The sequence below is a fragment of the Acinetobacter seifertii genome, from assembly GCF_000368065.1.
GTDB lineage: Bacteria > Pseudomonadota > Gammaproteobacteria > Pseudomonadales > Moraxellaceae > Acinetobacter > Acinetobacter seifertii.
Genome location: NZ_KB851199.1, coordinates 427855 through 452089, shown reverse-complemented (window position 1 = coordinate 452089; position 24235 = coordinate 427855). Strand labels below are relative to the sequence as shown.

Here is a 24235-nt window from a genome sequence, read left to right as displayed (position 1 = left end):
AACGGCCGTATTAAACAGCCGTTTCTTATAAAAACTCAGATCTTACATATTAGATAAAATCGAATCTTTTACTTGGTCCATTGTTGCATCAATTGACAACATCACTGCATCAGCACATTGTTTGATTGCAGTATCAGGATCTTTCAAGCCATTACCAGTTACTGTACATACGATGACAGAACCTTCAGCAATTTTACCCGCTTTAATGTCACGGATTGCACCGCCGATAGAAGCAGCAGACGCTGGCTCAACAAATACACCTTCATACATAGAAAGTAAGCGTTGAGCTTCTAAAATCTCGCTGTCTTGAAGTTCATCAAACCAGCCTTTAGAGTCACGTACCACAGCTTTTGCATGGTTCCAGCTTTGTGGGTTACCAATACGGATTGCAGTTGCAACTGTTTCAGGGCTTTCAACTGGAGCACCACGTAAGAATGGAGCTGCGCCAGAAGCTTGGTAACCTACCATTGTTGGTAAGCCTTCTGGTTTAGGGCCAGTGAATTGATCAGTCGCAGCATCGTAAATAACTTGTTCGAACTGATCAGCAGGTTGGTTTGCTACAGCTTCTGTATAACCCATCCAGTGAGCTGTGATGTTACCTGCGTTACCTACTGGCAAGCAGTGATAATCAGGCGCACGGCCCAAAGCTTCAACGATTTCATAAGCAATGGTTTTTTGACCTTGCAAACGGTAAGGGTTGATTGAGTTTACAATCGTTACAGGTGCTTGATCAGCCACTTCTTTTACAAGACGCATACCATCATCGAAGTTACCGCGGATTTGCATAGTGATCGCACCATACATCATCGCTTGCGCCATTTTACCCATCGCAATTTTGCCTTCCGGAATCAAAACAAATGCTTTGATACCAGCGCGAGCAGCGTATGCAGCAGCAGCAGCAGAAGTGTTACCAGTAGATGCACAGATAATCGCTTTAGAGCCTTCTTCAACCGCTTTGGTTACAGCCATGGTCATACCACGGTCTTTAAATGAACCAGTCGGGTTTAAACCCTCATATTTCACATAAATTTCAACATCTTTGCCAATAATACGTGGAATATTCTCAAGTTTAATGAGTGGGGTGTTGCCCTCACCCAAAGAGATAGCACGAGTAGTTGCCGAAACTGGCAAACGGTCACGATAACGATCTACAAGACCAGTATAACGATTGGCATTAGACATGATGGTGTTCCAATTAGAGGTGAAGCGGGAGAGGGAATCTTTCCCTCAACCTGATTAACTATCGAGCGATTCTAAACGAATTCTTACGATTTCGCCACGAATAGCAGGTAATGCTTGAATTTGCGCAAGAGCGTCATCCATTTTTGATTCAACGATTGGATCGGTCAAAATCACGATTGGAATAAGGTCTTTTAAGCGGGATTGTTGCATGATGGCATCAATGCTGATTCCAGCACGGCTTAAGATGGTCGTTACATCTGCAAGTACACCAGTCTGATCTTCAGCATTTAAGCGGATGTAATAACCTGTGGTCATTTCTTCGCGGCTTAAAATTGGCACATTTGTTAATGCTTCAAAAGCCAGCTGAGGAATTGTTCCTGCGCCATCTTCGGTATAAGAGATGTCACGAACAATATCAATTACATCGGCAACAACAGCGGAAGCTGTTGGGCCAGCACCAGCACCAGCACCGTAATAAAGCGTTGGACCTACAGCATGCGCTTGAACTAATACAGCATTTTTAACACCGTTTACATTTGCAATAAGCTGCTCATCTGGAATAAGCGTTGGGTGAACACGTAGTTCAATACCCTTTTCAGCACGGCGTGCAATTCCTAGGTGTTTAATGCGGAAACCAAGCTCTTCGGCATATTTCACATCTTGCGCAGTGATTTTGCTGATACCTTCGGTATAAACTTTATCAAACTGAAGAGGAATACCAAACGCACAAGACGCTAAAATGGTAAGCTTGTGCGCAGCATCAATACCTTCAACGTCAAAAGTTGGATCTGCTTCTGCATAACCGAGTTCTTGAGCTTCTTTTAATACATCATCAAATGCACGACCTTTTTCACGCATTTCAGTCAGAATAAAGTTGCCTGTACCATTAATAATGCCTGCTAACCATTCAATATGGTTTGCAGCAAGGCCTTCACGAATCACTTTAATAATTGGAATACCGCCAGCTACTGCTGCTTCATAAGCAATTTGTACAGCATTGTCTTCAGCTGCTTTAAATAGTTCATTGCCATGTTCAGCGAGTAAGGCTTTATTTGCAGTCACGACTTGTTTGCCGTGTTTGATCGCTTCCATAATGACTTCGTAAGCAGGGTGGATCCCACCCATCACTTCTACAACCACATCAACGTCTGGTTGACGAACGATGTCAAGTAAGTCCGCGCTTTGTTTAATCCCTTCTAATTCAAGATCTGGACGAGGGCGACGTGTTCCAACGTGGGTAATTTGAATTTCTCGACCGGTGCGACGTTTAATTTCAGCGGCATTTTCTTGTAGTAGTTTAAGGGCTCCTCCACCTACGGTTCCTAAACCGAGTATTGCCAGGCGAACTGGTTTCACGTCACACTCCATATCATCATTTAATCATTTAGTTGAAGCTAGATCATAGCTAAAAAAAACGCCAGACTCTAGCGCTTTTCATGCTTGTTCAATCAATTAGAGTGCGATGTTCGGAAAAGCTGATTAGATCAGTCTTTAAACATTGGTGGAAAAAGTATTAATTATTGAAAAAACAAAGCGCTGCAATATGAGCAGCGCTTTGTTGAAGGGATGACTGATTAATCATTCATCAGCTTGGCGAATATTATTTATTCAATTTTTTAATCAATTCATCTGGTGTTAAGTAGCCACCCAAGTACTCGCCATCAACATTGTAGATTGCAGGAGTACCATTCACGCCCATGTTTAAACCAAGTTGATATTGTTCGCGGACAGGGTTTTTGCATTGAGCTGGCGGAATACTAACGCCCTGTACAGCTTGGTTAAATGCAGCTTTACGGTCTGCACTACACCAAACGGCTTCCATAGTTGGCATAAATTGTTCACCACGTGGCCAAGCAATGTAACGAACCTCAATGCCTTTCTCATTAATCTCGGCTAAATGCTCATGTAATTTATGACAATAAGGACAGCTTGCATCGGTAAACACATAAATCACATGTTTAGCCTTACCATCTTTCGCTGGGTAAACAATCAAATCTTCATTTTTTAAAGCAGCAAGATGCTTTTTATTTTCTGAAGCTTGCAGGTTATCACCAATATTATGCAGCTCTTTGCCACCTAAACGGATGACATCACCCTGAATCAGGTATTTACCATCACTGGTTGTATAAATTGATGTCATGCCTTCGAGATTTACCCAATATAAATTAGGAACTTCTGTCGGCTTGATATCTAAAATTTTGGCGTTGATATTTGCGTTCTTAAATTGTTTTTGCAAAGTTTCAATTAAACGCTGTTTAGCATTGCGTTCAATGATGGTTGACGCTTCCCCAGTAGCAGGTGCGGTCGCTGTGAGTGCATCTTCTTTTTGTGGTTTGTTTTCTTTAGAACAAGCACTGAACAGCAAGCTAGAAGCCAAAGCACAGGCAAGAAAAAGTTGAGATCGGGTAAAAGACATAGATAACCCTTATTTCATCAGTATTTATAGTCAGAAGCTGCTAAGCATAACAAAAAATCTAGTGTGTATTGTTAAAACTTTCTTAACCTTTGTGAACGAAATCAAACGATTGTTTGATGAATTTCAAATCATTCGCTTAAAAAATTTTAACCTCTAGGATGATGTTTTTCATGTAATTGTTGCATTCTCACTTGTGCCACATGGGTATAGATTTGGGTGGTAGATAAGTCGCTATGACCCAATAACATTTGTACTACGCGTAAGTCAGCACCGTGATTGAGCAAGTGTGTTGCAAAGGCGTGGCGTAAGGTATGAGGCGATAGTTCAGCTTGAATATTAGCTTGCAAGGCGTAACGTTTAATCGCATACCAAAAATTCTGACGGCTCATGATTCCGCCATGTTGAGTTAAGAATAAATAGTCAGTTGAGCTTTTATAAAGTTGAGGACGTGCATCGCTTAAGTAGCGCTCTACCCAATCACAAGCATATTGACCTAAAGGTACCAAACGTTCTTTATTGCCTTTACCCGTAATACGTAAATAGCCTTGTTTTAAATTGATTAGCTCCAAGCGTAGGTTGATTAGCTCAGAAACGCGTAAACCACATGCATAAAGCACTTCAAACATCGCTCGGTCACGCAACCCCAAAGCTGTTGTAATGTCAGGCGCTTGAATCAGTGCTTCTACATCTTCTTCTGATAAATCTTTGGGTAAAGCTCGGCCAATTTTGGGTGAGTGATGTGTCGCTACGGGGTTATCGCTTCGTAATTTTTGTTCACGTAAAAATTTGTAAAACTGGCGTAGGGCAGATAAGCAGCGTGCGATTGAGCGTGGACTTTTTCCTATTTGGGTAAGTTCAATTAAGACATCAGAAATGTCATCACTCGACCATTTCGGCAAGCTATTTTTTTTATGAAGTTCAGCACATTGAATTAGGTCAGATAAATAAGCATTACGAGTATGTGGACTCACTGTTTGAGCAACCAAATAGTCACGAAAACCTTGTAAAAAGCTCAAATGTTCAGGAATTTGAACAGGGCTCGGAATACGCGGTTTTTTACTTATCATAAACAATATCCTCTAAACCACTGTACTTTAAAAGAAACTTTAAGATTTGTCGATTAAAGTAGGTGAGAATTGAAATTTAACCTTATTTGGTAATTATTCTCATTTATATGTATACTAGAAAAAAAGGTTTTAGGATCGGATGCGGTGCGTTTATCAGCGTTGAAAGTGAAGCAAGCGGCTACCATCACCAAAGTAGATCGGATGACAGAAACGTCCGAGCAAGAAGATTTGGTCGCAATTCGTTTGGAAAGTCTGGGCTTTGTGCCAGGTACTCGAATAGAAGTGATTACCAAGGGTATTTTTGGTGGTGATCCGATCTTAATCCAAATTGGCTTTACTCGTTTCGCTTTACGTAAGGCGGAAGCGGAAAAAATCGAGATTCAGTTAGAAGGAGTACCGGCATGAGGGATGCGCTACGTATTGCCCTTGTTGGGAATCCAAACTGTGGTAAAACTTCACTGTTTAACCACCTAACTGGAACAAGACAAAAAGTTGCTAACTATGCGGGTGTAACCGTAGAGCGTAAAGTCGGTAACTTTCAGTTACCTTCTGGCCGTGCCGTTCGTGTACTAGATTTGCCGGGTACCTATAGTTTGCAGGCAACTAGCCCCGATGAAGAAATCACTCGTGATGTCTGCCAAGGCAAAATTGCCGAAGAAGGGCAGCAAGATGCTTTTTTATGTATTGTCGATGCGACCAACTTAAAACTGCACTTGGGTTTGGTGCTTGAAATTATTGAATTAGGGCGCCCAATTCTGGTTGTATTGAATATGATGGATGAGGCGCGTCGTCGCGGTATTCAAATCAATACACAGAAGTTGTCTGAGCGTTTAGGTGTTCCAGTTGTTGAAACGGTTGCCGTACGTAACTCAGGCATCGAAAACTTATTGCATGCGCTTGACCAAGAAAAATATACCGTACCGCATACAGAGCTAAGTGGTTTAAGTGGTGGACATCATCAAAAAATCGAAATGATTTTTAAAGATGTAGTTCATTTTGTTGATCATGATGATAAACGTACTGATTTTCTAGATCGAATTTTCTTACATCCTGTGTTGGGTTTATTCAGCTTGGCAGTGATGATGTTCATTGTCTTTCAGGCAGTATTTGCTTGGGCTGAACCGTTTAAAGCTTTAATCGAAGATGGTGTCATTCCATGGTTAGGTGAATGGTTAAATGGAGCTATTCATCAACCTGTGCTACGTAGTTTAGTGGTAGATGGTGTTCTGGCGGGAGCGGGCACAGTATTGGCATTCTTGCCACAAATTTTGATTCTCTTCTTCTTTATTCTGGTACTCGAAGAGTCAGGTTATTTACCGCGTGCAGCATTCTTGCTCGATAAATTAATGTTTAAAGCTGGCTTGAGTGGCCGTTCTTTCATTCCATTATTATCGAGTTTTGCCTGTGCCATTCCCGGCATTATGGCAACTCGAAGTATCAGTGATTCGCGTGATCGTTTTACCACGATCATGGTTGCACCTCTCATGACATGTTCGGCACGTTTGCCTGTCTATGCCTTGTTAATTGGTGCATTTATTCCAAGTCAAACTGTTTTAGGGGTCTTTAACTTACAAGGTCTGGTGCTGTTTGGTTTATACATGGCGGGTATTTTAAGTGCGCTTTGTGTTGCCTTTGTGATGAAGTTCTTGCGTAAAGACAAATCACAACATGCGCTGTTAATGGAGTTACCAAGTTATCGTTTTCCTGACCCCAAAAGTATTGCTATTGGGCTGATGGAACGTGCAAAGATTTTCTTGCGTCGTGTTGGTGGGATTATTGTTGCCTTAACTATTATTCTTTGGTTCTTGTGTACTTTCCCTCAAGCGCCAGAAGGCGCAACACTACCAGCAATTGATTATAGTTTTGCGGGTATGGCAGGGCACTTTATTCAGCCTTTATTTGCACCGCTTGGCTTTAACTGGCAAATCGTGGTGGCATTAATTCCTGCGATGGCTGCTCGTGAAGTTGTGGTTGCAGCATTAGGTACGGTATATGCGTTATCTGGTGCTGATGATAATGCGGTTGCACAAGGGCTTGCCCATTTGATTAGTGCAAACGGCACAGGTTGGTCATTGGCTACAGGCTTGTCTTTATTGGTGTGGTTTGTTTATGCACCACATTGTTTAGCAACCTTAGCAACAGTACGCCGTGAGACAGGTTCATGGAAACATGTGGCAGTCATGACGGCTTATCTCTTTGGTTTGGCTTATCTCATGTCATTTTTAACCTACCAAATTGCATCACGCATTTGGGGTTAATAGGAGGCGCTTATGTTTGATTACCTTATTGTTGCTGTATTGGTGTTGTGGAGTGCCATTGTTGTCTTTAAAAAGGTATTTCCTCAAACGTCCGCTTCAGTATTTCGTGTGCTATCAACCCAGTGTCAAAAGTTGGGCTGGCAGCGTTTGGCGGCATGGCTGAAGCCTAAACAGGCTGCTGGTTGTGGCGGCAATTGTGGCTGTTCTACGGATGATGCACCTGCACAAAAGTCCACTCCTGTGCAAACGGTGAAGTGGCGCTAATTTTTTTGTATAAAAAGCCATCGAATGATGGCTTTTTTACGCACTGACACAAAAAAAGTAGAATAAAAGTCAAACTGAAAAAGTATTCAAAACAGCAAAGTGCTAACATTTTTGCCATTCTGTCGATTGATAAATTGTGGGGCAAAAATGTTAATACAACGTGGTGGGTTAAAAGTTGTAGCAGGCTTGGGTATATCAGGTGTTTCTGCTGTAAATTTCCTGCATGAACAAGGCTACCAAGTTGCAGTAACAGACTCTCGTCCCACACCTCCCGGTCATGATCAAATTCCTGCAGAAGTAAAGACCAGTTTTGGTCAGCTTGATCAAGAATTACTATTACAAGCAGAAGAAATTATTTTAAGCCCGGGCCTCGCACCACAATTACCAGAGATTCAGGCAGCCATTGCTCAAGGTATTTCTGTAGTAGGTGATATTCAGCTACTTCGCCGTGCAACAGATGTGCCGATTGTCGCGATTACAGGCTCTAATGCGAAGAGTACTGTGACTACTCTAATGGGCTTAATGGCTAAAGATGCAGGTAAGAAAGTTGCTGTTGGTGGCAATCTTGGTCGTCCAGCTCTAGATTTATTAAAAGATCAACCAGAGTTATTGGTACTTGAGTTATCAAGCTTCCAGTTAGAAACCACATCTCACTTAAATGCTGAGGTCGCTGTAGTCCTTAACATGAGTGAAGATCACTTAGATCGTCACGGAAACATGTTGGGTTATCACAAAGCAAAACACCGTATTTTCCAAGGTACCAAGAAAGTTGTATTTAACCGTGATGATGCTTTAAGCCGTCCTCTTGTACCTGATACAACCCCTATGCAAAGCTTTGGACTAAATGCACCTGACTTAAACCAGTACGGCGTTTTAAGAGATGCTGACGGGACACTTTGGCTTGCTCGTGGCTTGCAGCGTTTAATTAAAAGCTCAGACTTATATATTCAAGGTATGCATAACGTAGCTAATGCTTTAGCGTGTTTAGCATTGGGTGAAGCAATTGGCCTACCTATGGAGTCTATGCTTGAAACTTTAAAACATTTTAAAGGCTTAGAGCATCGCTGTGAATATGTAAAAACCGTGCATGATGTACGTTATTACAATGACTCTAAAGGAACCAATGTTGGCGCTACACTTGCAGCAATTGATGGTTTAGGTGCTGCGATTGAAGTGAAGAAAGGTAAGGTAGCCCTAATTCTGGGTGGACAAGGTAAAGGCCAAGACTTTGCTCCGTTACGTTCTTCTATCGAAAAGTATGCCAAAGTTGTGGTATTGATTGGTGAAGATGCTCCAGTCATTGAGCAGTCTATTCAAGGTGCAACTAAAATTTTACATGCAGCAACGCTTAAAGAAGCTGTAGAGCTGTGTCAACGTGAAACGCATGCTGAAGACGTGGTGTTGCTATCACCAGCGTGTGCAAGTTTTGATATGTTTAAAAGTTATAATGACCGTGGTCAGCAGTTTGTTGCCTGCGTCAATTCGTTGGTTTAAAGAAGTATTATGATTAGGAATGTAGTATGGCAGGCTTAGCTCAGACCACAATCCAGAAAATCAATCAGTGGTATGAACGGATATTGCCTAAATGGCCAGCGGAAGTGACACCACGTAATGTTCTGATTTTCTGTGTCGTTGCTTTGTTATGTATCGGATCGGTGATGGTTGCATCTGCTTCCATGCCTTATGCCGAATATATGCATGAGAACCCGTTTCACTATGTCATCCGCCATGCAATTTCTATTGCGGTTGCTGGGGTAGTGGCGTATTTGACTTACCGAATCTCACTGAATACATGGTTTAAAAACACTTTCCCGCTGTGGTTATTAACCATGGTGCTGTTACTTGCTGCTCTGGCGGTAGGTTCGGAAGTGAATGGTTCTACTCGTTGGATTAAAATCGGTGGTTTTACCTTGCAGCCTACAGAGGTTGCCAAGGTTATGATGGCAATCTTTACAGCAGACTATGTGGTACGCCGTGCTAAAGAGGTTCGTACGCACTGGAAAGGTTTACTGCGTTTAAGTGGTGTGATGGCAATTACGGTTGGTTTGATTATTGCCGAGCCTGACTTGGGGGCAACGATCGTTATTGTCATGATGATGGTTGGGGTATTCTTTTTAGCTGGTGCACCACCAACGCAGTTCTTAATCATGCTAGGTGCGATTGTAACGGGTATTGTGTTCTTAATCTTATTTGAGCCTTATCGTTTTCAACGTTTGATTTCATTTACTGACCCATGGGCAGACCCATTAGGTGTGGGTTATCAGTTATCGAATGCACTCATGGCATTTGGTCGTGGTGAATGGTTTGGAACAGGTTTGGGACATAGTGTTCAAAAACTATCTTATTTACCTGAAGCACATACTGACTTTATGTTGGCCGTGTTAGGTGAAGAGTTTGGCTTCTTTGGTATTTCGATTGTCATTGGCTTGTCTTTCTTGATGTTGGCTTGTTGTATCAAAATTGGTCATCGTGCTTTGAAACACCATTATCTTCGCGCGGGCTATTTAGCTTATGGCATTAGTATTATTTTCTTACTCCAGATTTTGGTAAATGCGGGTATGAACATGGGCTTAATGCCAACTAAAGGTTTAACTCTGCCATTTATTAGTTATGGTGGTACGTCTTTAATGATGTGCGCAGCCATGATTAGTTTGATCTTAAAGATTGATGCATCAACTCAAGAAGTGAATCCTGAAAGAGAAGAATCAAACTTCTAAAGCATTTAGTTGTTATAAAAAGCCCGATATCAAATCGGGCTTTTTTATTTATAAATATGTTCCGCTGAGCTCTTGTTTATGAGGAATTAAATCTACATTCCACTGCGCTACAGCTTGCTTGAGCATGACTTCGGGGCGGTCTAAATCGACGTTTGGTTGGCCTAGTGCTTGTATAGCTCGTTGTAGTAATTGAGGTGCCTTGGTTAAATCAAGCGCATGAGCAAGGTTTTGTTTAGAAAGTTTTTGCCCTTGGTCATTCATAGCTAAGGGAAGATGCATATAGCTGAGTTTAGGATAACCGAGCAGTTGACCTAGCCAGATTTGACGTTCGGTATTATCTAAGAGGTCTGCACCGCGAACAACGTGAGTAATGCCTTGCAGATAATCATCTACAACTACAGCAAGTTGATAGTTAATAATGCCGTCGCGGCGTTTAAGAACAAAGTCTCCAAGGTCATATTGCAGATTGGAGCAATGGTATCCTTGTAGGCGGTCATCGAAACAAATTTGCTGATCTTGAACTTTTACCCGAATTGCTTGATCTTGAAAGTCGAGATGTAAATCACGGCAAGTGCCTGCATAGATTGCATTTGAACCGAGCATTTTACGGGTACACTGACAAGCATAAACCAGACCTTCTTTTTTAAGCTGGTCTAATACGCTTTCATAAATGTCTAGGCGGCCTTTTTGAAAGATAATCTCGGCATCGGAATCGAACTCAAAAGCTTCAATTGATGCAAGTATATGGTCTTCACTACCGGGATAGATACGTGGGATGTCGGTGTCTTCAACACGAACTACCCATCGCCCTTGATGAGCTCTGGCATCACAATAACTGGCAACAGCAGTAATCAGTGACCCGAAATGTAAAGGGCCGGTTGGCGAGGGCGCAAACCGACCTGAGTACGAAAAGCTGGGCTTTTCTTGAGTAGCTACAGCGGTCATATTAACCGTTATTTTGCTTCTCTTTAATTTCTGCCAAAGTTTTGCAGTCAATACATAACGTTGCAGTTGGACGTGCTTCTAAACGACGTAAACCGATTTCGATACCACAAGTTTCACAGAAACCGTAGTCTTCGTTTTTAATCGCTTCCATAGATTGTTCGATTTTACGAATTAATTTACGTTCACGGTCGCGTGTACGTAATTCAATTGCAAATTCTTCTTCTTGGGTAGCACGGTCGTTTACATCTGGCAGTGCAGTTGATTCGTCTTGCATCGTATTTAAAGTACGATCAACTTCAGACATTAATTCAGCTTTCCATGCTTGCAGAATTTGTCGGAAATGCTCGAGCTGTCCTTCAGACATGTACTCTTCATTTTTCTTAGGTTGATAAGGTGCAATACCAAATAAACTTGCAGTTGTGCCTATGTCAGAAGTTTTAGGTTTCACTTTACGTGCACGTTTTGCAGAAGCTTTATCACCTTCTACTACAACTTCTGTATGTTCATCCAAAACTTGGTTGTGGTTGTCATTCGCCATAATAGGGCATTCCTCATCATACACGTATTATCTATACGCAAAAAATATGGTGATATGCAAGTGTTTTTATAGAAAACCATCGATGGGATTTTCCCATCGGGTCGTCATCATATAGATTTTTCCTGCAAGATGATAGTCATTCTGACCCGTAAATATTTTCAAAACGTGTTTACCCTAGTCATAATTCTATATAAGCATATAAAAAATAGGGTTAATAGCCTGAAATATCAGTATTTATAAGGGTTTTAAAATTTTCAAGTCGAAATACTTTTGTTTCAAAAGTGCCATCATTATTCAGACGAATGTAACGATAACCCGGTGCATTTTGGTCGAGCGCAAAATCTTTACTAAACGGTTTAAATTGCACACTTGTTGAAGGTGTGGAGAAAAACTCGATACCTTGCCAAATATTAAGAGAGTCTTGATGGACATGTCCGCAGACCAATGCCTTTACATTTTTAAACGGGCTTAACGTATCTAGAAGGGCATTTGAGTTTTGAAGCTTATGATGATCAATCCATTTTGATTTCATGGCAAATGGATGATGATGACAAGCCAGCAAAACTGGATGATCTGCGAATTGTTCAAGCAAGTTCGCTAGATTTTTTAATTGTTCTGAAGACAAATGACCATCTATTTTTCCTTTTACGGCACTGTTGAGCATAATGATGCGCCAGTTGCCTAAACCTACAACCACAGGTTCCTGATGATTTTCGTTATGCAAAGGAAAGTGGTCCACATTGTCATGGTTACCTAGCGTATGAAAAAAAGGTAACCCCAAGGTTTGCATAAAGTTTATATAACGCTTGTAGGTAAGCGGTGTTGGTGCTTGTGCGAGGTCTCCAGTATGAATAATCGCGTCTGCTTCAGGATGTAGCTTTAATATCTGTTTGATAATGGCATGGAAACTTTCTTCAGGATTCATCCCGACAAATTCTAGCTGTGGATACTCCAATAAATGTGTATCGGTAATTTGTATGATGACATGATTTTTTTGTGAAAGTGTTGAGACTTGAAAAGTCACCGTCCTACCTCTTCGGATTTATTATCGTTTTGCTGTGTTGAGCCAGCCATTGCAATGCCATAATAACAGGGGCATTTCTTAAACGTCCGCTGTCTAGTAGTGTTTGAATTTCACTATAACTAAACAAATGTAGCTGAATATTTTCACCCTCATCATCTACCCCAAAAATACCGCCTTCATCGGGTAAATTGGTTTCGGCAACATACAGGTGAAATAGCTCGGAACATGCGCCTGCTGATGGGTAAAAACTAAATAGATGTTCTAAATCCTGAACTTCACAACCTGATTCTTCAAGGCTTTCACGTCGAATACAGTTTTCTGGTGATTCATTACCATCTAATACCCCAGCAATAACTTCAAGCTGCCATGGTGATTGAAAATCACCTAAAGCACCCACACGAAACTGTTCAATCAGTGCAAACTGTTGTTTTTGGTCATTGTAGAGAAGAACACCAGCCGCTTCAGGCCGATGTACAAGTTCGCGCTGCAATACAGGAGTATATTCAGACTGATTAAATAGACGATGTCGAAGGCTAACTTTTTCAACTTGAATAAAACCACGGAACAGAGATTCACGTGATGTTACTTCGACATCTTTAGATGTATAACTTGGACGCTCGACAATACTCATGATTCGATCAGGACGAAATCTATTTATTTCATCCTAACCGAGAATCATGTCTAGGCAAGTGTTTTTTTTGAATATTTACACTTTATGATACAGTTTTTGTCCTTGCTCTTGATAAACCTCTTTCATCGCTTTGAGGCCTTCTTCAACCTCTGAATCGTTATTGGTGAGATTGTTGGCATAGTCACGTACATTCTGGGTGATTTTCATTGAACAGAATTTCGGACCACACATTGAACAGAAGTGAGCAGATTTATGAGCCTCTTTTGGTAAGGTTTCATCATGCATGCTACGTGCTGTGTCAGGGTCTAAACTTAAGTTGAACTGATCATCCCAACGGAATTCAAAACGAGCTTTTGACAAGGCATTATCGCGAACTTGAGCACCCGGATGTCCTTTTGCAAGGTCAGCAGCATGTGCTGCAAGCTTATAGGTAATAATTCCGTCTTTAACATCTTTTTTGTTTGGTAAGCCCAAATGCTCTTTTGGCGTCACATAACAAAGCATCGCTGTGCCGTACCAACCAATCATGGCTGCACCAATTGCAGATGTAATATGGTCATAACCCGGTGCGATGTCAGTTGTTAATGGCCCAAGCGTATAGAATGGCGCTTCTTTACATACTTCTAGCTGCAAGTCCATGTTCTCTTTAATCATGTGCATTGGTACATGGCCTGGTCCTTCAATCATGACCTGAACATCATGTTCCCATGCACGGTGAGTTAGTTCACCTAATGTTTTAAGTTCGCTGAACTGAGCTTCGTCATTGGCATCTTGAATACAACCCGGACGTAAGCCATCACCTAAACTAAATGACACGTCATAAGCTTTCATGATTTCACAGATTTCATCGAAATGTGTGTATAAGAAGTTTTCTTCATGGTGTGCTAGACACCACTGAGCCATGATTGAACCACCACGCGACACAATACCCGTTAAACGGTTTGCTGTAAGTGGTACATAGCGAAGCAAGACACCTGCGTGAATTGTGAAGTAGTCAACACCTTGTTCTGCTTGTTCAATCAGTGTGTCTTTGAAAATTTCCCAAGTTAGGTCTTCTGCAACACCATCCACTTTTTCAAGGGCTTGATAGATTGGCACGGTACCGATTGGAACAGGTGAGTTACGAATAATCCATTCACGTGTTTCATGGATGTTCTTACCTGTCGACAAATCCATAATCGTGTCGGCACCCCAACGGGTTGCCCAAGTCATTTTCGCAACTTCTTCATCAATTGAAGAGCCAAGAGCTGAGTTACCAATATTGGCATTAATTTTAACCAAGAAGTTACGACCAATAATCATTGGCTCAAGTTCTGGATGGTTAATGTTGGCAGGAATAATAGCGCGACCTTCAGCAACTTCTTGGCGAACAAACTCAGGGGTAATTTCTTTTAAGTTTTTTGCACCAAAATTCTGTCCAGCATGTTGGCGCATATCAACACCTTCACGCTGGCGTTGATTTTCACGAATTGCAATATATTCCATTTCAGGTGTGATAATACCTTGCTTGGCATAGTGCATTTGAGTGACATTTTTACCTGCTTTAGCGCGGCGTGGGTTTTGAATATGAGCAAAACGAATGTCAGCGGTACGAATGTCTTTTAAACGTTCCTGACCAAACTTTGAAGTTAAGCCATCAAGTACATCGGTATCATTACGTTCTTCAATCCAGTTTTGGCGAACTGAAGGTAAACCTTTGTCTAAATCAATTTGAACATTCGGATCTGTATAAACACCTGACGTGTCATAGACCATAACAGGTGGATTATGTTCACCACCAAGTCCAGTAGGGGTATCTGTTAAAGAAATTTCCCGCATTGGAACCTGAATATCAGGGCGAGAGCCTTCAATATAAACTTTTTTTGAAGCGGGCAAGATGCGGGTTAAATCTTTTGCATCTTGTTCATGTTGTGCTGAAATTTCAGCAGAAGAAAGATTCGTTAACTGGTTCATCACATGATCCTTATGAATAACATCAACGAATCAAGCACGACCAAAAACGATGGCGGATTTATCTTTAGTAGATAAATTTAAGGCTGTAAGTTTTTAGATGGCTTGATTCCTACGCAGGTCTTAACCTGATCAGGTTCAACGGTACTTGTGATCAAACTTGTGTTGCGATAACACGGAATTTACACAATCTCAGCGAGCTATTACTCGCGCTCCGTCAAGCGATTTAAAGACTAACATGTTTTAGGTTGGCTGGCATTGTCAATTTGTATCTATACAAACCGCATCCATGTGGCAGTCACGGTAGCTTTGAGTATTCCATGGTGACTCTAGTTTTAATAACTGCTCAAGCTGTTCATGTACAAGCTGATAGTTTGATTTTTCCTGTCCATTTTCATCCATTAAATCTAGGTTAAACTGCTTATTTCGCTCTTCAACTGGAGTGGCAATAAATTTAAGAAACTCTTGAGCAGGTTTCGCTAAACTCGACTGTTTTTGTGTAGATAAAAATTGAATTTGTTGTAAAGCATCTTTATCAATCCATGTGTTTGGAGCAAACTCATCGGACACAGGCGTATTATCGAGACCAAAGAAAATAAAGTATCGGTACTCATTAAATAATAATTTTGCATCACTAATAAAATAACTCTTTGGATATTTTTGAATAAATTTCTCCCAAAATAATGCACGCTCAGTAAGCTCTTTCCATGAGATAGCCAAAGCACCGTCGTCATAGAAAATGTTTTTATTGTCTTTTGCCATACGCGTTAAGAACTCTTTTTGGTCAGCGGGTAGGGCTTTAGCAAAAACATCAACTAAATAGTTTGGCTGACGTCGATACGTAAACATGCCTTCACCTTGATAGAGAAGTTCGATATAGACTTGGCCCTCATGTTGAATCAGATATTGATCACGAGCACTAAGCTGATCGAATAACTTTTTCTTGGTTTTCATTGTTTTTTTAGCATCTAATGGTTCTTTTTCTAAAATGGCATAGCCAAATGCCTCAAAAGCTTTCGCTGTTTTTTCATTATCGTCTTGTTTAAGGAAACGTTGATACATGGCGGTTGAAGCATTCATTAGCTTAATTTGTTCCTCATTTTTTAATGATGAAACACAGGTTTTGAGTTTTTCATTAATTTGGTTTAAGTCTTCTATTTTGCTGTTTTGATTAATTTTTTGCATTGCAGTCATGATTTGTGTGCAGCTACTTTCTTGTTTTTGGGTAGCTTCTTGTTCAGTAGGTTTTTGTTCTTTAGATACAACTTGATCTTGCTGTGAGGTTTTATTGCAACCAGCTAAAAGTAGTGCACTGCACATACTCATCATTAAAACTTTTTTCATGATTGTATTTTTATCAAAGTAAATATTGCTCAAATTATAACTCGGAAAAAGATTGCATCATTGTTAGAAATCTTTATTATTAGGTAGGTCGGTCTACTTAAATTAAAGCTATGAATGATAAAACAGCAAGACAGAAAATTCTCGATGCCGCTTCAACTTTGTTTTATAACGATGGCATTACTGCAACTGGTATTAACTCAGTTACGACTAAAGCAGATGTAGCCAAGATGTCGCTTTATAATAATTTTTCTTCAAAAGGTGAGTTGGTCGATGCCTATATTGCTGCACGGCATCAAGAGTGGCTTGATCTTTATCAAAACCGTTTAGCAATAACAAAAACACCTAAAGACGCTATTTTAGCCGTATTTGATGCCTATCAAGACCATGCGGAATTTGCCTATGAAAAAGGGTTTCGAGGATGTGGGCTTTTAAATGCTGCCGCAGAGTTTCCCGCGAATAGTTCAGGTCGAAGTTCGGTAAGACAACATAAAGAAGAAGTTGAGGCTATTGTTGCCGAGCATTTAAAAAAATTAATACCAGACTCACAGCGTGTTAACTATGTGGCTACACAGCTTTCATTTCTTTTGGAAGGCTCTATGGCACGAGCAGGGTTGGAAGGCAACAGTCGTCAACTTCTATTAGCAAAGCAAATGGCAGAAGACATTTTAAATAGAGAATGTCCACATGATTAGCCTCATTAAAAATAGTAGCTATGGAGGCACAATTGCGATTTTAGTTGCCTCTATTTTGTGGGGAACAACAGGTACTGCGGCGGCATTTGCACCGACACTTGGCCCACTTGCTATTGGTGCCGCAGCGATGGGCGGTGGAGGTCTTTTACAAGCTTTAGTTGCATCCCGAGCGATCCGTGAAAACCGACAATTTATAAGGGAGAATCTTTTAATACTACTTTTGGGTGTAGCGGCGGTGGGTATTTACCCCTTGGCTTTTTATTCCTCAATGCATTATGCCGGCATTACGATTGGTACTGTGGTTTCAATTGGCTCGGCTCCACTGATTGCAGCAATTTTAGAGCGGTTTTTTGATCGCAAAGCTTTATCTGCCATCTGGTTTCTAAGTTTTATTTGCGGTGTGCTTGGCGTAGCGATGTTGTCGATGGGTGAAAGTCATGCAGTTCTAAATAGTACAAATCAATGGAATAAATACCTCGGTATTTTTCTTGGAATTGTCGCAGCTACAACTTATTCGCTTTATTCATGGGCTGCAAAAAGATTAATAGATCGAGGTGTTGCCTCTAAAGCTGCAATGGGCATGATTATGGGTGGTGGGGCAGTTATTTTGCTTCCTACTTTGTTGGTTACAGGTGGGGGTTTATTACAAAGTTCAACCAATCTACTTGTAGCTGGCTATATGATGCTGATTCCTATGTTTTTAGGTTATTTACTTTTCGGTTTTGGCTTAAAGACTGTAAATGCGAGCAAAGCGACTACCTTAACTTTATTTGAACCTTTAGTTGCTGCGATTTTTGCGATTGTGTTGGTGGGTGAGCATGTATCATGGTTGGGATGGATCGGCATGTTTTTGATTTTTATTTGTATTTTAATATTATCAAAACCGCAGGACTCTTAAAAAAACTAAAACTTTTAATGGCTTGAGTTTGATTCGAATTTTTCTTAGTCTTAAAGCCAAGTTTTATCGTTGATTTAAACAATGAAAATAAAATTAATGCTTGTGGCGGGTTTATGGAGTTTTACCTCGTCAAGTTTTGCTCTAGATTTAGTTGAAACTTATGAGCGCGCGAAACAAAATGATCCGACATGGCAAGCGAATCAACAACAATTTGAAGCAGATCAGCTCAATTTAGGCTTGGCAACGGGTGCTTTATTACCGACAGTTACCTTATCTGGAAAAATTAATCGTAATAGCCAAACAGTAAAGCGTTCAAATTTTCCAGGTGTAGATCAAGAAGGACTGTCAGATGCTTTAGTAAGCAGTACTTCCACAACCCGACAAGCGACTCTATCTGCGCGTCAGCCGCTTTTTCGTATGGATGCTTGGGAAGGTTATAAGCAAGTTAAAACCTCAATTGCTTTAAGTGAAATCACTTTAAAACTGCAAAAACAAGATCATGTTTTAAATGTCGCAGAAGCTTATTTTAATGTACTTCGTCAGCAAGCACTTACTGCTGCAAATTTACAAGAAGAAAAGGCTTTGCTTGAACAGCTCAATATGATGAATGCCAAACTTAAAGAGGGTTTGGTAGCGCGTAGTGATGTAAGTGAAGCAAATGCTCAATATCAAAATGCCAGAGCAAATCGTATTGCGACCAATGTTCAGCTTCTTTTGGCACAAGAGCAATTATCTGAATATATTGGCCCTTATCAAGATAAGCTTGCGGTCTTACGAAGTGATTTTACCTTTCAAAAACCTTATCCAGCTCAGCTTGATGATTGGTTAAGTTTAGCCCAACAACAAAATTTAAAGATCTTGCAGGCACGCACACAAAAGCAATATGCCGAAGACCAACGCCGTGTGGAAAAGGCAGCACTTTATCCACAGGTAGATGCAGTTGCGAGCTATGGCTATACCAAACAAACCCCAGAAACGCTCATTTCGACTGATGGAAAGTTTGATCAGGTTGGGGTAGAGATGAACTGGAACTTATTTAATGGCGGGCAGACTCGAACTTCTATTAAAAAAGCCACTATAGAGTTAAATAAAGCGCAAGCCCAACTTGATGCGGCCATTCGCCGTGCCAATGTGGACGTAAAAAGCGCTTTCATGCAGGTAGATACAGATCGAGCCAAGCTTGAAGCAAGAAAAGCGGCAATGGATTCTTCGGCACTGGTGTCGCAAGCTTCAAAAGCCAGTTATAACGAAGGCTTAAAAAGTATGGTTGATGTTTTATTGGCGCAGCGTAATGCTTTTTCTGCAAAACAGGATTATCTTAATGCTCAATATGACTATTTATTAAATGTACTGCGTTTAAAAGCTGCTGTAGGCCAGTTAGGTGAAAAAGATCTGGTCGAATTAAACAGCTGGTTAACGTATCAGTAATAAAAAATGCTTTTATCTGAATTTTAATTTTGTCATAAAAATTTAATGATTGATGTGTTTTAATGCTCAATCATTTTATCCCTGCGCCATCATGTTGGAGGCTTCCTTGAGTCCAAGTAATCCGGTGTTAAGCCATCATATTTCTTCTCAATTTAATGAAGATTTGCAAGATGTGAACACAAAGTTTATGACCATGGGTGGCTTGGTCGAACAACAGGTTGCCAATGCAATTCATTCTTTGCTTGATACAGATGCGAATTTAGCAATTGATGTTCAATTTAAAGATAATGCAGTCAATCAATATGAGCGTGATATTGATGAGGGTTTGACACTCATCTTGGCGCGTCGTCATCCAGCAGCAATTGATTTGCGTATGGTGATTGCCATGAGCAAAGCCAATACTGACCTTGAGCGTATTGGGGATGAAGCTGCAAAAATTGCCCGTATTGCACAAAACCTCTGTGAAGAGGGTGGATCACCTCGTGGTTACATGGAAACTCGTCATATTGGTAACCAAGTACGTGTCATGATTCACGATGCCCTTGATGCTTTTGCACGTTTAGATGCCGATCAGGCATTACGTGTACTTTTAGCAGACGCTGACATTGACCGTGAATATCAATCAGCAACGCGTACTTTAATGACTTATATGATTGAAGATCCGCGTCATATTGCTCGCGTAATTAACGTGATGTGGGTTTTGCGTTCTTTAGAGCGTATTGGCGACCATGCGCGTAACATTGCTGAACAAGTGATTTATATGGCGAAAGGCTTTGATGCTCGTCATACCAAAATTGAAGAAATTGAAGCAAAAGTCCACGAAAAATAATGCTTTAATTGAGAAAATAAAAGCCTTGTTTCAAACAAGGCTTTTTTATAATTAAAAATAATACATAAAAAAATGTCCCGAACTTTGGGGGGAAGTTCAGGACAGAAAATCAAGTGCATTAAGAGAAAACACGACAGGGATCGTGTCTCACTTGCTATGGATTCATAATAAGGTTTCATTGAATTTATGTCATGTAGAGTCCTGTGCGCTCTATGTAAGGCTTTATATGTTTGTGTAAGTTTCACGTAAAAAAAGGCAGATCTATGTATATAGATCTGCCTTCTCAATGACAATGAGTTAGAGCAAGCTAATTATTCAGGTTTCCAACCTTCTGCTTTTTCAACACTTTCATCATTATTGAAGAACTTTTCACGTTGTTCTTCAAGGAATTTTTTTGCATCTGGTTCAAACACATTTAAACGCTTTTCATTAATCAGCGTAGTTTGGTGCTGTAACCATTCTTGCCATGCTTGCTTAGAAACATTTTCAAAGAAATCTTGGCCTTTAGCACCTGGAAAAGGAGCGAAGTCTAGACCTTCCATTTCCTTTTGATATTTACGACAAAATACTTGGCGACTCATGATTTATCCTTAAGCGTATAACTGTTCTAAACGTGTATGGGCACGAGTAATTGCAGCTTCAACCTGTTTTGGTGAAGTTCCGCCAATATGATCACGTGCATTTACAGAAGCTTCTAGTGTTAAAGCTTTATCAAATACGTCTGCTGTGATTAAGTCAGAGAATTGTTGTAATTGTTCAAGTGTTAACTCAGATAAATCTTTTTCTTCAGCTACACCTAATGCAACAGCTTTACCTACAATTTCATGCGCATCACGGAACGCAACGCCTTTTTTCACTAAGTAGTCAGCAAGGTCAGTTGCAGTCGAGAATCCACGAAGTGCAGCTTCACGCATGATTTCAATATTCGGAACCAATGCAGGAATCATATCTGCAAATGCCATGAGTGAACCACGAACCGTATCGATAGCATCGAACAAAGGTTCTTTATCTTCTTGGTTGTCTTTATTGTATGCCAATGGTTGACCTTTCATGAGCGTAAGTAAGCTAATTAAGTCACCAAATACACGGCCAGATTTACCACGAATCAGTTCTGGAACATCTGGGTTTTTCTTCTGTGGCATAATTGATGAGCCAGTACAGAAGCGGTCAGGAATATTCACAAATTTGAACTGTGCAGAAGTCCAAAGAATAAGTTCTTCAGACATACGTGATAAATGCATCATGATAAGCGCAGCTGCTGCATTAAATTCAATCGCAAAGTCACGGTCAGAAACAGCATCAAGAGAATTTTCAGATACAGCTTCAAAACCTAAAAGTTCTGCTGTATAAGCACGATCGATCGGGTAGGTAGTACCAGCAAGAGCCGCAGAACCAAGTGGCATACGGTTAACACGCTTACGGCAGTCTTGAAGACGTTCAGTATCGCGAACCAACATTTCAAACCATGCCAATAAGTGATGGCCGAAAGTTACTGGTTGAGCTGTTTGTAAATGAGTGAAGCCAGGCATAATTGTATTTACATTTTTAGCAGCCAAGCCTAACAAGCCTTTTTGTAAACGCTCTAATAAACCTAAAATGTCATCAATTTCGTCACGTAGATAAAGACGAATATCAGTTGCAACTTGGTCATTACGGCTACGACCCGTATGGAGTTTTTTACCTGTAATGCCAATACGCTGAGTCAAACGTGATTCAATGTTCATGTGAACATCTTCAAGATCGATACGCCATTCAAAGTTTCCAGCTTCAATTTCTGCACGAATGGTGCTTAAACCTTCAATAATGTCGTCTCGTTCTGCTTCTGTGAGTACGCCAACTTTTGCAAGCATGGTAGCATGCGCAATTGAACCTGCGATGTCTTGCTTATAAAAACGTTGGTCAAACTGAACAGAGGCAGTAAATTCTGCTACAAAAGCGTCTGTCGCTTCAGAAAAACGACCACCCCACATACCTGAGGTTTGGTCTGGGGCTGCTGAATTAGGGGGATTTGAAGATGTGGTCATGGTGGCTCAGTAAAATAAAAAAGAGTATATCACTTGCCGAAGCTCAACAAACAAAGTTGTTTTCTACAGCATATCGAAATCAAAATTCCTCCTATTTTTTTACGAAAATTGATCGTTGGCAACATTTATTCGAATTAATTATCGCAAGTAATGTTTTGGCGCTGGTTTTAGCTTTGGCTGAAGCGCAATCATGGCATGCCTTAAGCGGGTCGCGCCTTTTACAATATATGATTTTTATTAACTGGGTGATTTTGTCTTTTTTTGCCTTAGTTGAATATTTTCAAAATTTTTTTAGTCAACTGCAGCAAAAATATGCTTTGGCAATTGGCTTTGTTATGCTGCAAGCCATTGTCGTATTAACTACATTAATAAGTAATTTTTTTCAATTCGGAATCTTGAAAAGAACGAGTGATATAGCGCATGACTGGAGCATTTATTTTACCAATGTCCCGTTATATTTAAGCTATGGAATACTACTCGGCGCATTTTGTTTGCGCTATTTATATGTCAGAGAACAGTGGTTACATCAACAATATGCAGAATTAAATGCGCGTATTCAGGCCATGCAAGCGCGTATTCATCCTCACTTTTTATTTAATAGTTTAAATAATGTGGTGAGTTTAATTACGATAGACCCAGATAAAGCCGAAAGTATGCTGATTAGTCTGTCGCGTTTATTTAGAGCGAGTTTCCAAGAATTAAAATTGGTAAGTTTGTATGAAGAAATTGAACTCAGTAAACAATACTTAATGATTGAACAAATACGTTTAGGTGAGCGTTTACAAGTCGACTGGAAAGTGGAGCTTGAACCTTTGCAATTAAAGCAGGTCACGATTCCTTTATTGACATTACAACCTTTGTTAGAGAATAGTATTTTTCATGGGGTGGAACCAATGATGGGTAAGGCAACCATAGGGGTATTGGTTGAAATATTGCAAAATCAGGTCAGTATAGTCATTACCAACCCTTATACAGACGATACAATAAAATCACGGAAAGGGCATGGAATCGCTCTTGAAAACGTTAAACAACGCTTGAAAGCGTATTATGGGAACTCAGTTAGGTTCCAGGTATATAAGGGTGAAACTTTATATACCACTATTATGAGCTATCAATACCAATCAAAATAATAAGCCAGTCAGAGTTAACCATAAAAAAATGGACCAAGTTAACGGTGACAAGGAGGATGAATGAAGGTGCTAATTTGTGATGACGAGCCATTAGCAGTGGAGCGATTGTCACGTTTAGTTTCAAAGATGGGACATGAGGTTGTTGCAACAGCTCATCATGGCCAAGATGCCTTGGAACAGGCACGGCTTCATCAACCGGATGTGATTTTACTTGATATCCAAATGCCGGGTATGAATGGTCTCATCTGTGCGGAGCAGCTAAGCCAGCTTAACCCTCGACCTGCTATTGTCTTTTGTACAGCTTATGATCAGCATGCTTTAGAGGCGTTTAAGTCACAAGCACAAGCTTATCTTCTTAAACCGATTGATCCGGCAGAACTTGAACAAGCTTTAAAGCAGTTAACGCAACTTACCCAAGCACAGCTCAATGCCTTGCCAAACCCTGAACTTTTACAGGGTTTAAAAACACAAAGACATCAAATTGCTGCCAAAACCTACCGTGGGGTTGAACTGATTCCTGTTGAAAATATCTATTATTTTTTGGCAGATCAAAAATATGTCACGATACGTCATAAAAATGGCAGTGTATTAATTGATGAAACACTGAAAGAGCTTGAAACTGAATTTGCAGATCAATTTATTCGTATTCATCGAAATGCCTTGGTCTCAATTGCTTATTTAGATGGTTTAGAGCTTGTGAGCTCAGGCCAGTATCAGGTTCGTTTACGAGGTCTTGATGAAAGACTTTCCGTCAGCCGTCGTCATTTGTCTACGCTCAGAGAGCGGATACATCAGCTTTAACTTGCGCCTGTCTTATTTTTGCTGGTGAGATTTTACTTGCAATTTTAAGGGATCAAGTTAAGTTTAGGGTGTATTGTTTGACCAGCCCATGCTTGAA

23 protein-coding genes and 1 riboswitch are annotated in these 24235 nt (G+C 40.5%); of the genes, 11 read left to right on the top strand and 12 right to left on the bottom strand.

The window, feature by feature from the left end; genetic code table 11:
• Positions 1–42 precede the first annotated feature (42 nt).
• The 4 genes from thrC to xerD all read right to left on the bottom strand — a co-directional run bounded on the left by thrC (position 43) and on the right by xerD (position 4665).
• Positions 43–1182, bottom strand: coding sequence for a threonine synthase (gene thrC, locus F985_RS07070; protein ID WP_002048893.1), 1140 nt, complete (start codon positions 1180–1182; stop codon positions 43–45).
• Positions 1183–1236: 54 nt separating this feature from the next.
• Positions 1237–2538, bottom strand: a complete 1302-nt coding sequence (locus F985_RS07065; RefSeq protein WP_004699253.1) for a homoserine dehydrogenase — start codon at positions 2536–2538, stop codon at positions 1237–1239.
• 244 nt (positions 2539–2782) lie between these two features.
• Complete coding sequence (locus F985_RS07060) at positions 2783–3598, bottom strand: DsbC family protein (protein WP_004699249.1); 816 nt, start codon at positions 3596–3598, stop codon at positions 2783–2785.
• A gap of 146 nt (positions 3599–3744) precedes the next feature.
• Positions 3745–4665, bottom strand: a complete 921-nt coding sequence (gene xerD / locus F985_RS07055) for a site-specific tyrosine recombinase XerD (protein WP_004699247.1) — start codon at positions 4663–4665, stop codon at positions 3745–3747.
• 144 nt (positions 4666–4809) lie between these two features.
• Here xerD and F985_RS07050 point away from each other — a divergent pair, with 144 nt between their 5' ends.
• The 5 genes from F985_RS07050 to ftsW all read left to right on the top strand — a co-directional run bounded on the left by F985_RS07050 (position 4810) and on the right by ftsW (position 9904).
• Positions 4810–5070: a FeoA family protein gene (locus tag F985_RS07050; RefSeq protein WP_004699241.1), complete on the top strand. Its 261-nt coding sequence runs from the start codon at positions 4810–4812 to the stop codon at positions 5068–5070.
• Positions 5067–6923 carry a ferrous iron transporter B gene (gene feoB / locus F985_RS07045; protein ID WP_004699238.1) on the top strand — a complete coding sequence of 619 codons (1857 nt, stop codon included), beginning with the start codon at positions 5067–5069 and terminating at the stop codon, positions 6921–6923. The genes F985_RS07050 and feoB overlap by 4 nt, the downstream gene beginning before the upstream one ends.
• Positions 6924–6935: 12 nt before the next feature.
• Positions 6936–7187: a DUF6587 family protein gene (locus F985_RS07040; protein ID WP_004699237.1), complete on the top strand. Its 252-nt coding sequence runs from the start codon at positions 6936–6938 to the stop codon at positions 7185–7187.
• A gap of 147 nt (positions 7188–7334) precedes the next feature.
• Positions 7335–8681: a UDP-N-acetylmuramoyl-L-alanine--D-glutamate ligase gene (gene murD / locus F985_RS07035; protein ID WP_004699236.1), complete on the top strand. Its 1347-nt coding sequence runs from the start codon at positions 7335–7337 to the stop codon at positions 8679–8681.
• A gap of 26 nt (positions 8682–8707) precedes the next feature.
• A complete protein-coding gene (gene ftsW, locus F985_RS07030; protein WP_004699234.1) occupies positions 8708–9904 on the top strand; it encodes a putative lipid II flippase FtsW in 1197 nt (398 codons plus the stop codon).
• 48 nt (positions 9905–9952) lie between these two features.
• Here ftsW and gluQRS read toward each other — a convergent pair whose 3' ends face one another.
• The 6 genes from gluQRS to F985_RS07000 form a co-directional block, all read right to left on the bottom strand.
• Positions 9953–10849 (bottom strand): tRNA glutamyl-Q(34) synthetase GluQRS, encoded by an 897-nt coding sequence (gluQRS, locus tag F985_RS07025; protein ID WP_004699233.1) that lies wholly within the window; start codon positions 10847–10849, stop codon positions 9953–9955.
• A 1-nt stretch (position 10850) separates the two neighbouring features.
• Positions 10851–11387: an RNA polymerase-binding protein DksA gene (gene dksA / locus F985_RS07020; RefSeq protein WP_002121205.1), complete on the bottom strand. Its 537-nt coding sequence runs from the start codon at positions 11385–11387 to the stop codon at positions 10851–10853.
• A 211-nt stretch (positions 11388–11598) separates the two neighbouring features.
• Positions 11599–12411 (bottom strand): 3',5'-cyclic-AMP phosphodiesterase, encoded by an 813-nt coding sequence (gene cpdA, locus F985_RS07015; protein ID WP_004699227.1) that lies wholly within the window; start codon positions 12409–12411, stop codon positions 11599–11601.
• A 4-nt stretch (positions 12412–12415) separates the two neighbouring features.
• Positions 12416–13042 (bottom strand): NUDIX domain-containing protein, encoded by a 627-nt coding sequence (locus tag F985_RS07010; protein WP_004699225.1) that lies wholly within the window; start codon positions 13040–13042, stop codon positions 12416–12418.
• 75 nt (positions 13043–13117) lie between these two features.
• Positions 13118–14995 (bottom strand): phosphomethylpyrimidine synthase ThiC, encoded by a 1878-nt coding sequence (thiC, locus tag F985_RS07005; protein WP_004699222.1) that lies wholly within the window; start codon positions 14993–14995, stop codon positions 13118–13120.
• Positions 14996–15084: 89 nt separating this feature from the next.
• A riboswitch (TPP riboswitch) is annotated at positions 15085–15219 on the bottom strand.
• Positions 15220–15253: 34 nt separating this feature from the next.
• Complete coding sequence (locus F985_RS07000; RefSeq protein WP_212749715.1) at positions 15254–16336, bottom strand: hypothetical protein; 1083 nt, start codon at positions 16334–16336, stop codon at positions 15254–15256.
• Between the two features lie 110 nt (positions 16337–16446).
• Here F985_RS07000 and F985_RS06995 point away from each other — a divergent pair, with 110 nt between their 5' ends.
• The 4 genes from F985_RS06995 (at position 16447) to phoU (ending at position 20183) form a co-directional block, all read left to right on the top strand.
• Positions 16447–17028 (top strand): TetR/AcrR family transcriptional regulator, encoded by a 582-nt coding sequence (locus tag F985_RS06995; RefSeq protein ID WP_004699217.1) that lies wholly within the window; start codon positions 16447–16449, stop codon positions 17026–17028.
• Entirely contained in the window at positions 17021–17926 is a 906-nt protein-coding gene (locus tag F985_RS06990) for a DMT family transporter (protein WP_004699216.1), read from the top strand. Before F985_RS06995 ends, F985_RS06990 begins: the two co-directional genes overlap by 8 nt.
• Before the next feature lie 81 nt (positions 17927–18007).
• Positions 18008–19354, top strand: coding sequence for a multidrug efflux outer membrane protein AbuO (gene abuO, locus F985_RS06985; protein ID WP_004699212.1), 1347 nt, complete (start codon positions 18008–18010; stop codon positions 19352–19354).
• 106 nt (positions 19355–19460) lie between these two features.
• Positions 19461–20183, top strand: a complete 723-nt coding sequence (gene phoU / locus F985_RS06980) for a phosphate signaling complex protein PhoU (RefSeq protein WP_000075183.1) — start codon at positions 19461–19463, stop codon at positions 20181–20183.
• Between the two features lie 311 nt (positions 20184–20494).
• On the opposite strand, the gene F985_RS06975 is transcribed toward phoU, so the two are convergent.
• A complete protein-coding gene (locus F985_RS06975; protein ID WP_004699209.1) occupies positions 20495–20764 on the bottom strand; it encodes an oxidative damage protection protein in 270 nt (89 codons plus the stop codon).
• 9 nt (positions 20765–20773) lie between these two features.
• Positions 20774–22207, bottom strand: a complete 1434-nt coding sequence (gene argH / locus F985_RS06970; RefSeq protein ID WP_019457019.1) for an argininosuccinate lyase — start codon at positions 22205–22207, stop codon at positions 20774–20776.
• Here argH and F985_RS06965 point away from each other — a divergent pair.
• Positions 22198–23337, top strand: a complete 1140-nt coding sequence (locus F985_RS06965) for a sensor histidine kinase (protein ID WP_004699205.1) — start codon at positions 22198–22200, stop codon at positions 23335–23337. The two genes, argH and F985_RS06965, sit on opposite strands and share 10 nt — an antisense overlap.
• Before the next feature lie 60 nt (positions 23338–23397).
• Positions 23398–24138 carry a LytR/AlgR family response regulator transcription factor gene (locus F985_RS06960; protein WP_004699201.1) on the top strand — a complete coding sequence of 247 codons (741 nt, stop codon included), beginning with the start codon at positions 23398–23400 and terminating at the stop codon, positions 24136–24138.
• The last annotated feature ends 97 nt before the right edge of the window (positions 24139–24235 follow it).

What these genes read in the sequence shown, in the direction of transcription:
- thiC (WP_004699222.1), bottom strand. Translation starts at nt 14,995, where the DNA reads ATGAACCAGTTAACGAATCTTTCTTCTGCTGAAATTTCAGCACAACAT.
- argH (WP_019457019.1), bottom strand. Translation starts at nt 22,207, where the DNA reads ATGACCACATCTTCAAATCCCCCTAATTCAGCAGCCCCAGACCAAACC.
- dksA (WP_002121205.1), bottom strand. Translation starts at nt 11,387, where the DNA reads ATGGCGAATGACAACCACAACCAAGTTTTGGATGAACATACAGAAGTT.
- thrC (WP_002048893.1), bottom strand. Translation starts at nt 1,182, where the DNA reads ATGTCTAATGCCAATCGTTATACTGGTCTTGTAGATCGTTATCGTGAC.
- feoB (WP_004699238.1), top strand. Translation starts at nt 5,067, where the DNA reads ATGAGGGATGCGCTACGTATTGCCCTTGTTGGGAATCCAAACTGTGGT.
- F985_RS07060 (WP_004699249.1), bottom strand. Translation starts at nt 3,598, where the DNA reads ATGTCTTTTACCCGATCTCAACTTTTTCTTGCCTGTGCTTTGGCTTCT.
- F985_RS06965 (WP_004699205.1), top strand. Translation starts at nt 22,198, where the DNA reads ATGTGGTCATGGTGGCTCAGTAAAATAAAAAAGAGTATATCACTTGCC.
- abuO (WP_004699212.1), top strand. Translation starts at nt 18,008, where the DNA reads ATGAAAATAAAATTAATGCTTGTGGCGGGTTTATGGAGTTTTACCTCG.
- F985_RS06995 (WP_004699217.1), top strand. Translation starts at nt 16,447, where the DNA reads ATGAATGATAAAACAGCAAGACAGAAAATTCTCGATGCCGCTTCAACT.
- F985_RS07040 (WP_004699237.1), top strand. Translation starts at nt 6,936, where the DNA reads ATGTTTGATTACCTTATTGTTGCTGTATTGGTGTTGTGGAGTGCCATT.
- F985_RS07010 (WP_004699225.1), bottom strand. Translation starts at nt 13,042, where the DNA reads ATGAGTATTGTCGAGCGTCCAAGTTATACATCTAAAGATGTCGAAGTA.
- F985_RS06975 (WP_004699209.1), bottom strand. Translation starts at nt 20,764, where the DNA reads ATGAGTCGCCAAGTATTTTGTCGTAAATATCAAAAGGAAATGGAAGGT.
- F985_RS07000 (WP_212749715.1), bottom strand. Translation starts at nt 16,336, where the DNA reads ATGAAAAAAGTTTTAATGATGAGTATGTGCAGTGCACTACTTTTAGCT.
- xerD (WP_004699247.1), bottom strand. Translation starts at nt 4,665, where the DNA reads ATGATAAGTAAAAAACCGCGTATTCCGAGCCCTGTTCAAATTCCTGAA.
- F985_RS06990 (WP_004699216.1), top strand. Translation starts at nt 17,021, where the DNA reads ATGATTAGCCTCATTAAAAATAGTAGCTATGGAGGCACAATTGCGATT.
- ftsW (WP_004699234.1), top strand. Translation starts at nt 8,708, where the DNA reads ATGGCAGGCTTAGCTCAGACCACAATCCAGAAAATCAATCAGTGGTAT.
- murD (WP_004699236.1), top strand. Translation starts at nt 7,335, where the DNA reads ATGTTAATACAACGTGGTGGGTTAAAAGTTGTAGCAGGCTTGGGTATA.
- gluQRS (WP_004699233.1), bottom strand. Translation starts at nt 10,849, where the DNA reads ATGACCGCTGTAGCTACTCAAGAAAAGCCCAGCTTTTCGTACTCAGGT.
- F985_RS06960 (WP_004699201.1), top strand. Translation starts at nt 23,398, where the DNA reads ATGAAGGTGCTAATTTGTGATGACGAGCCATTAGCAGTGGAGCGATTG.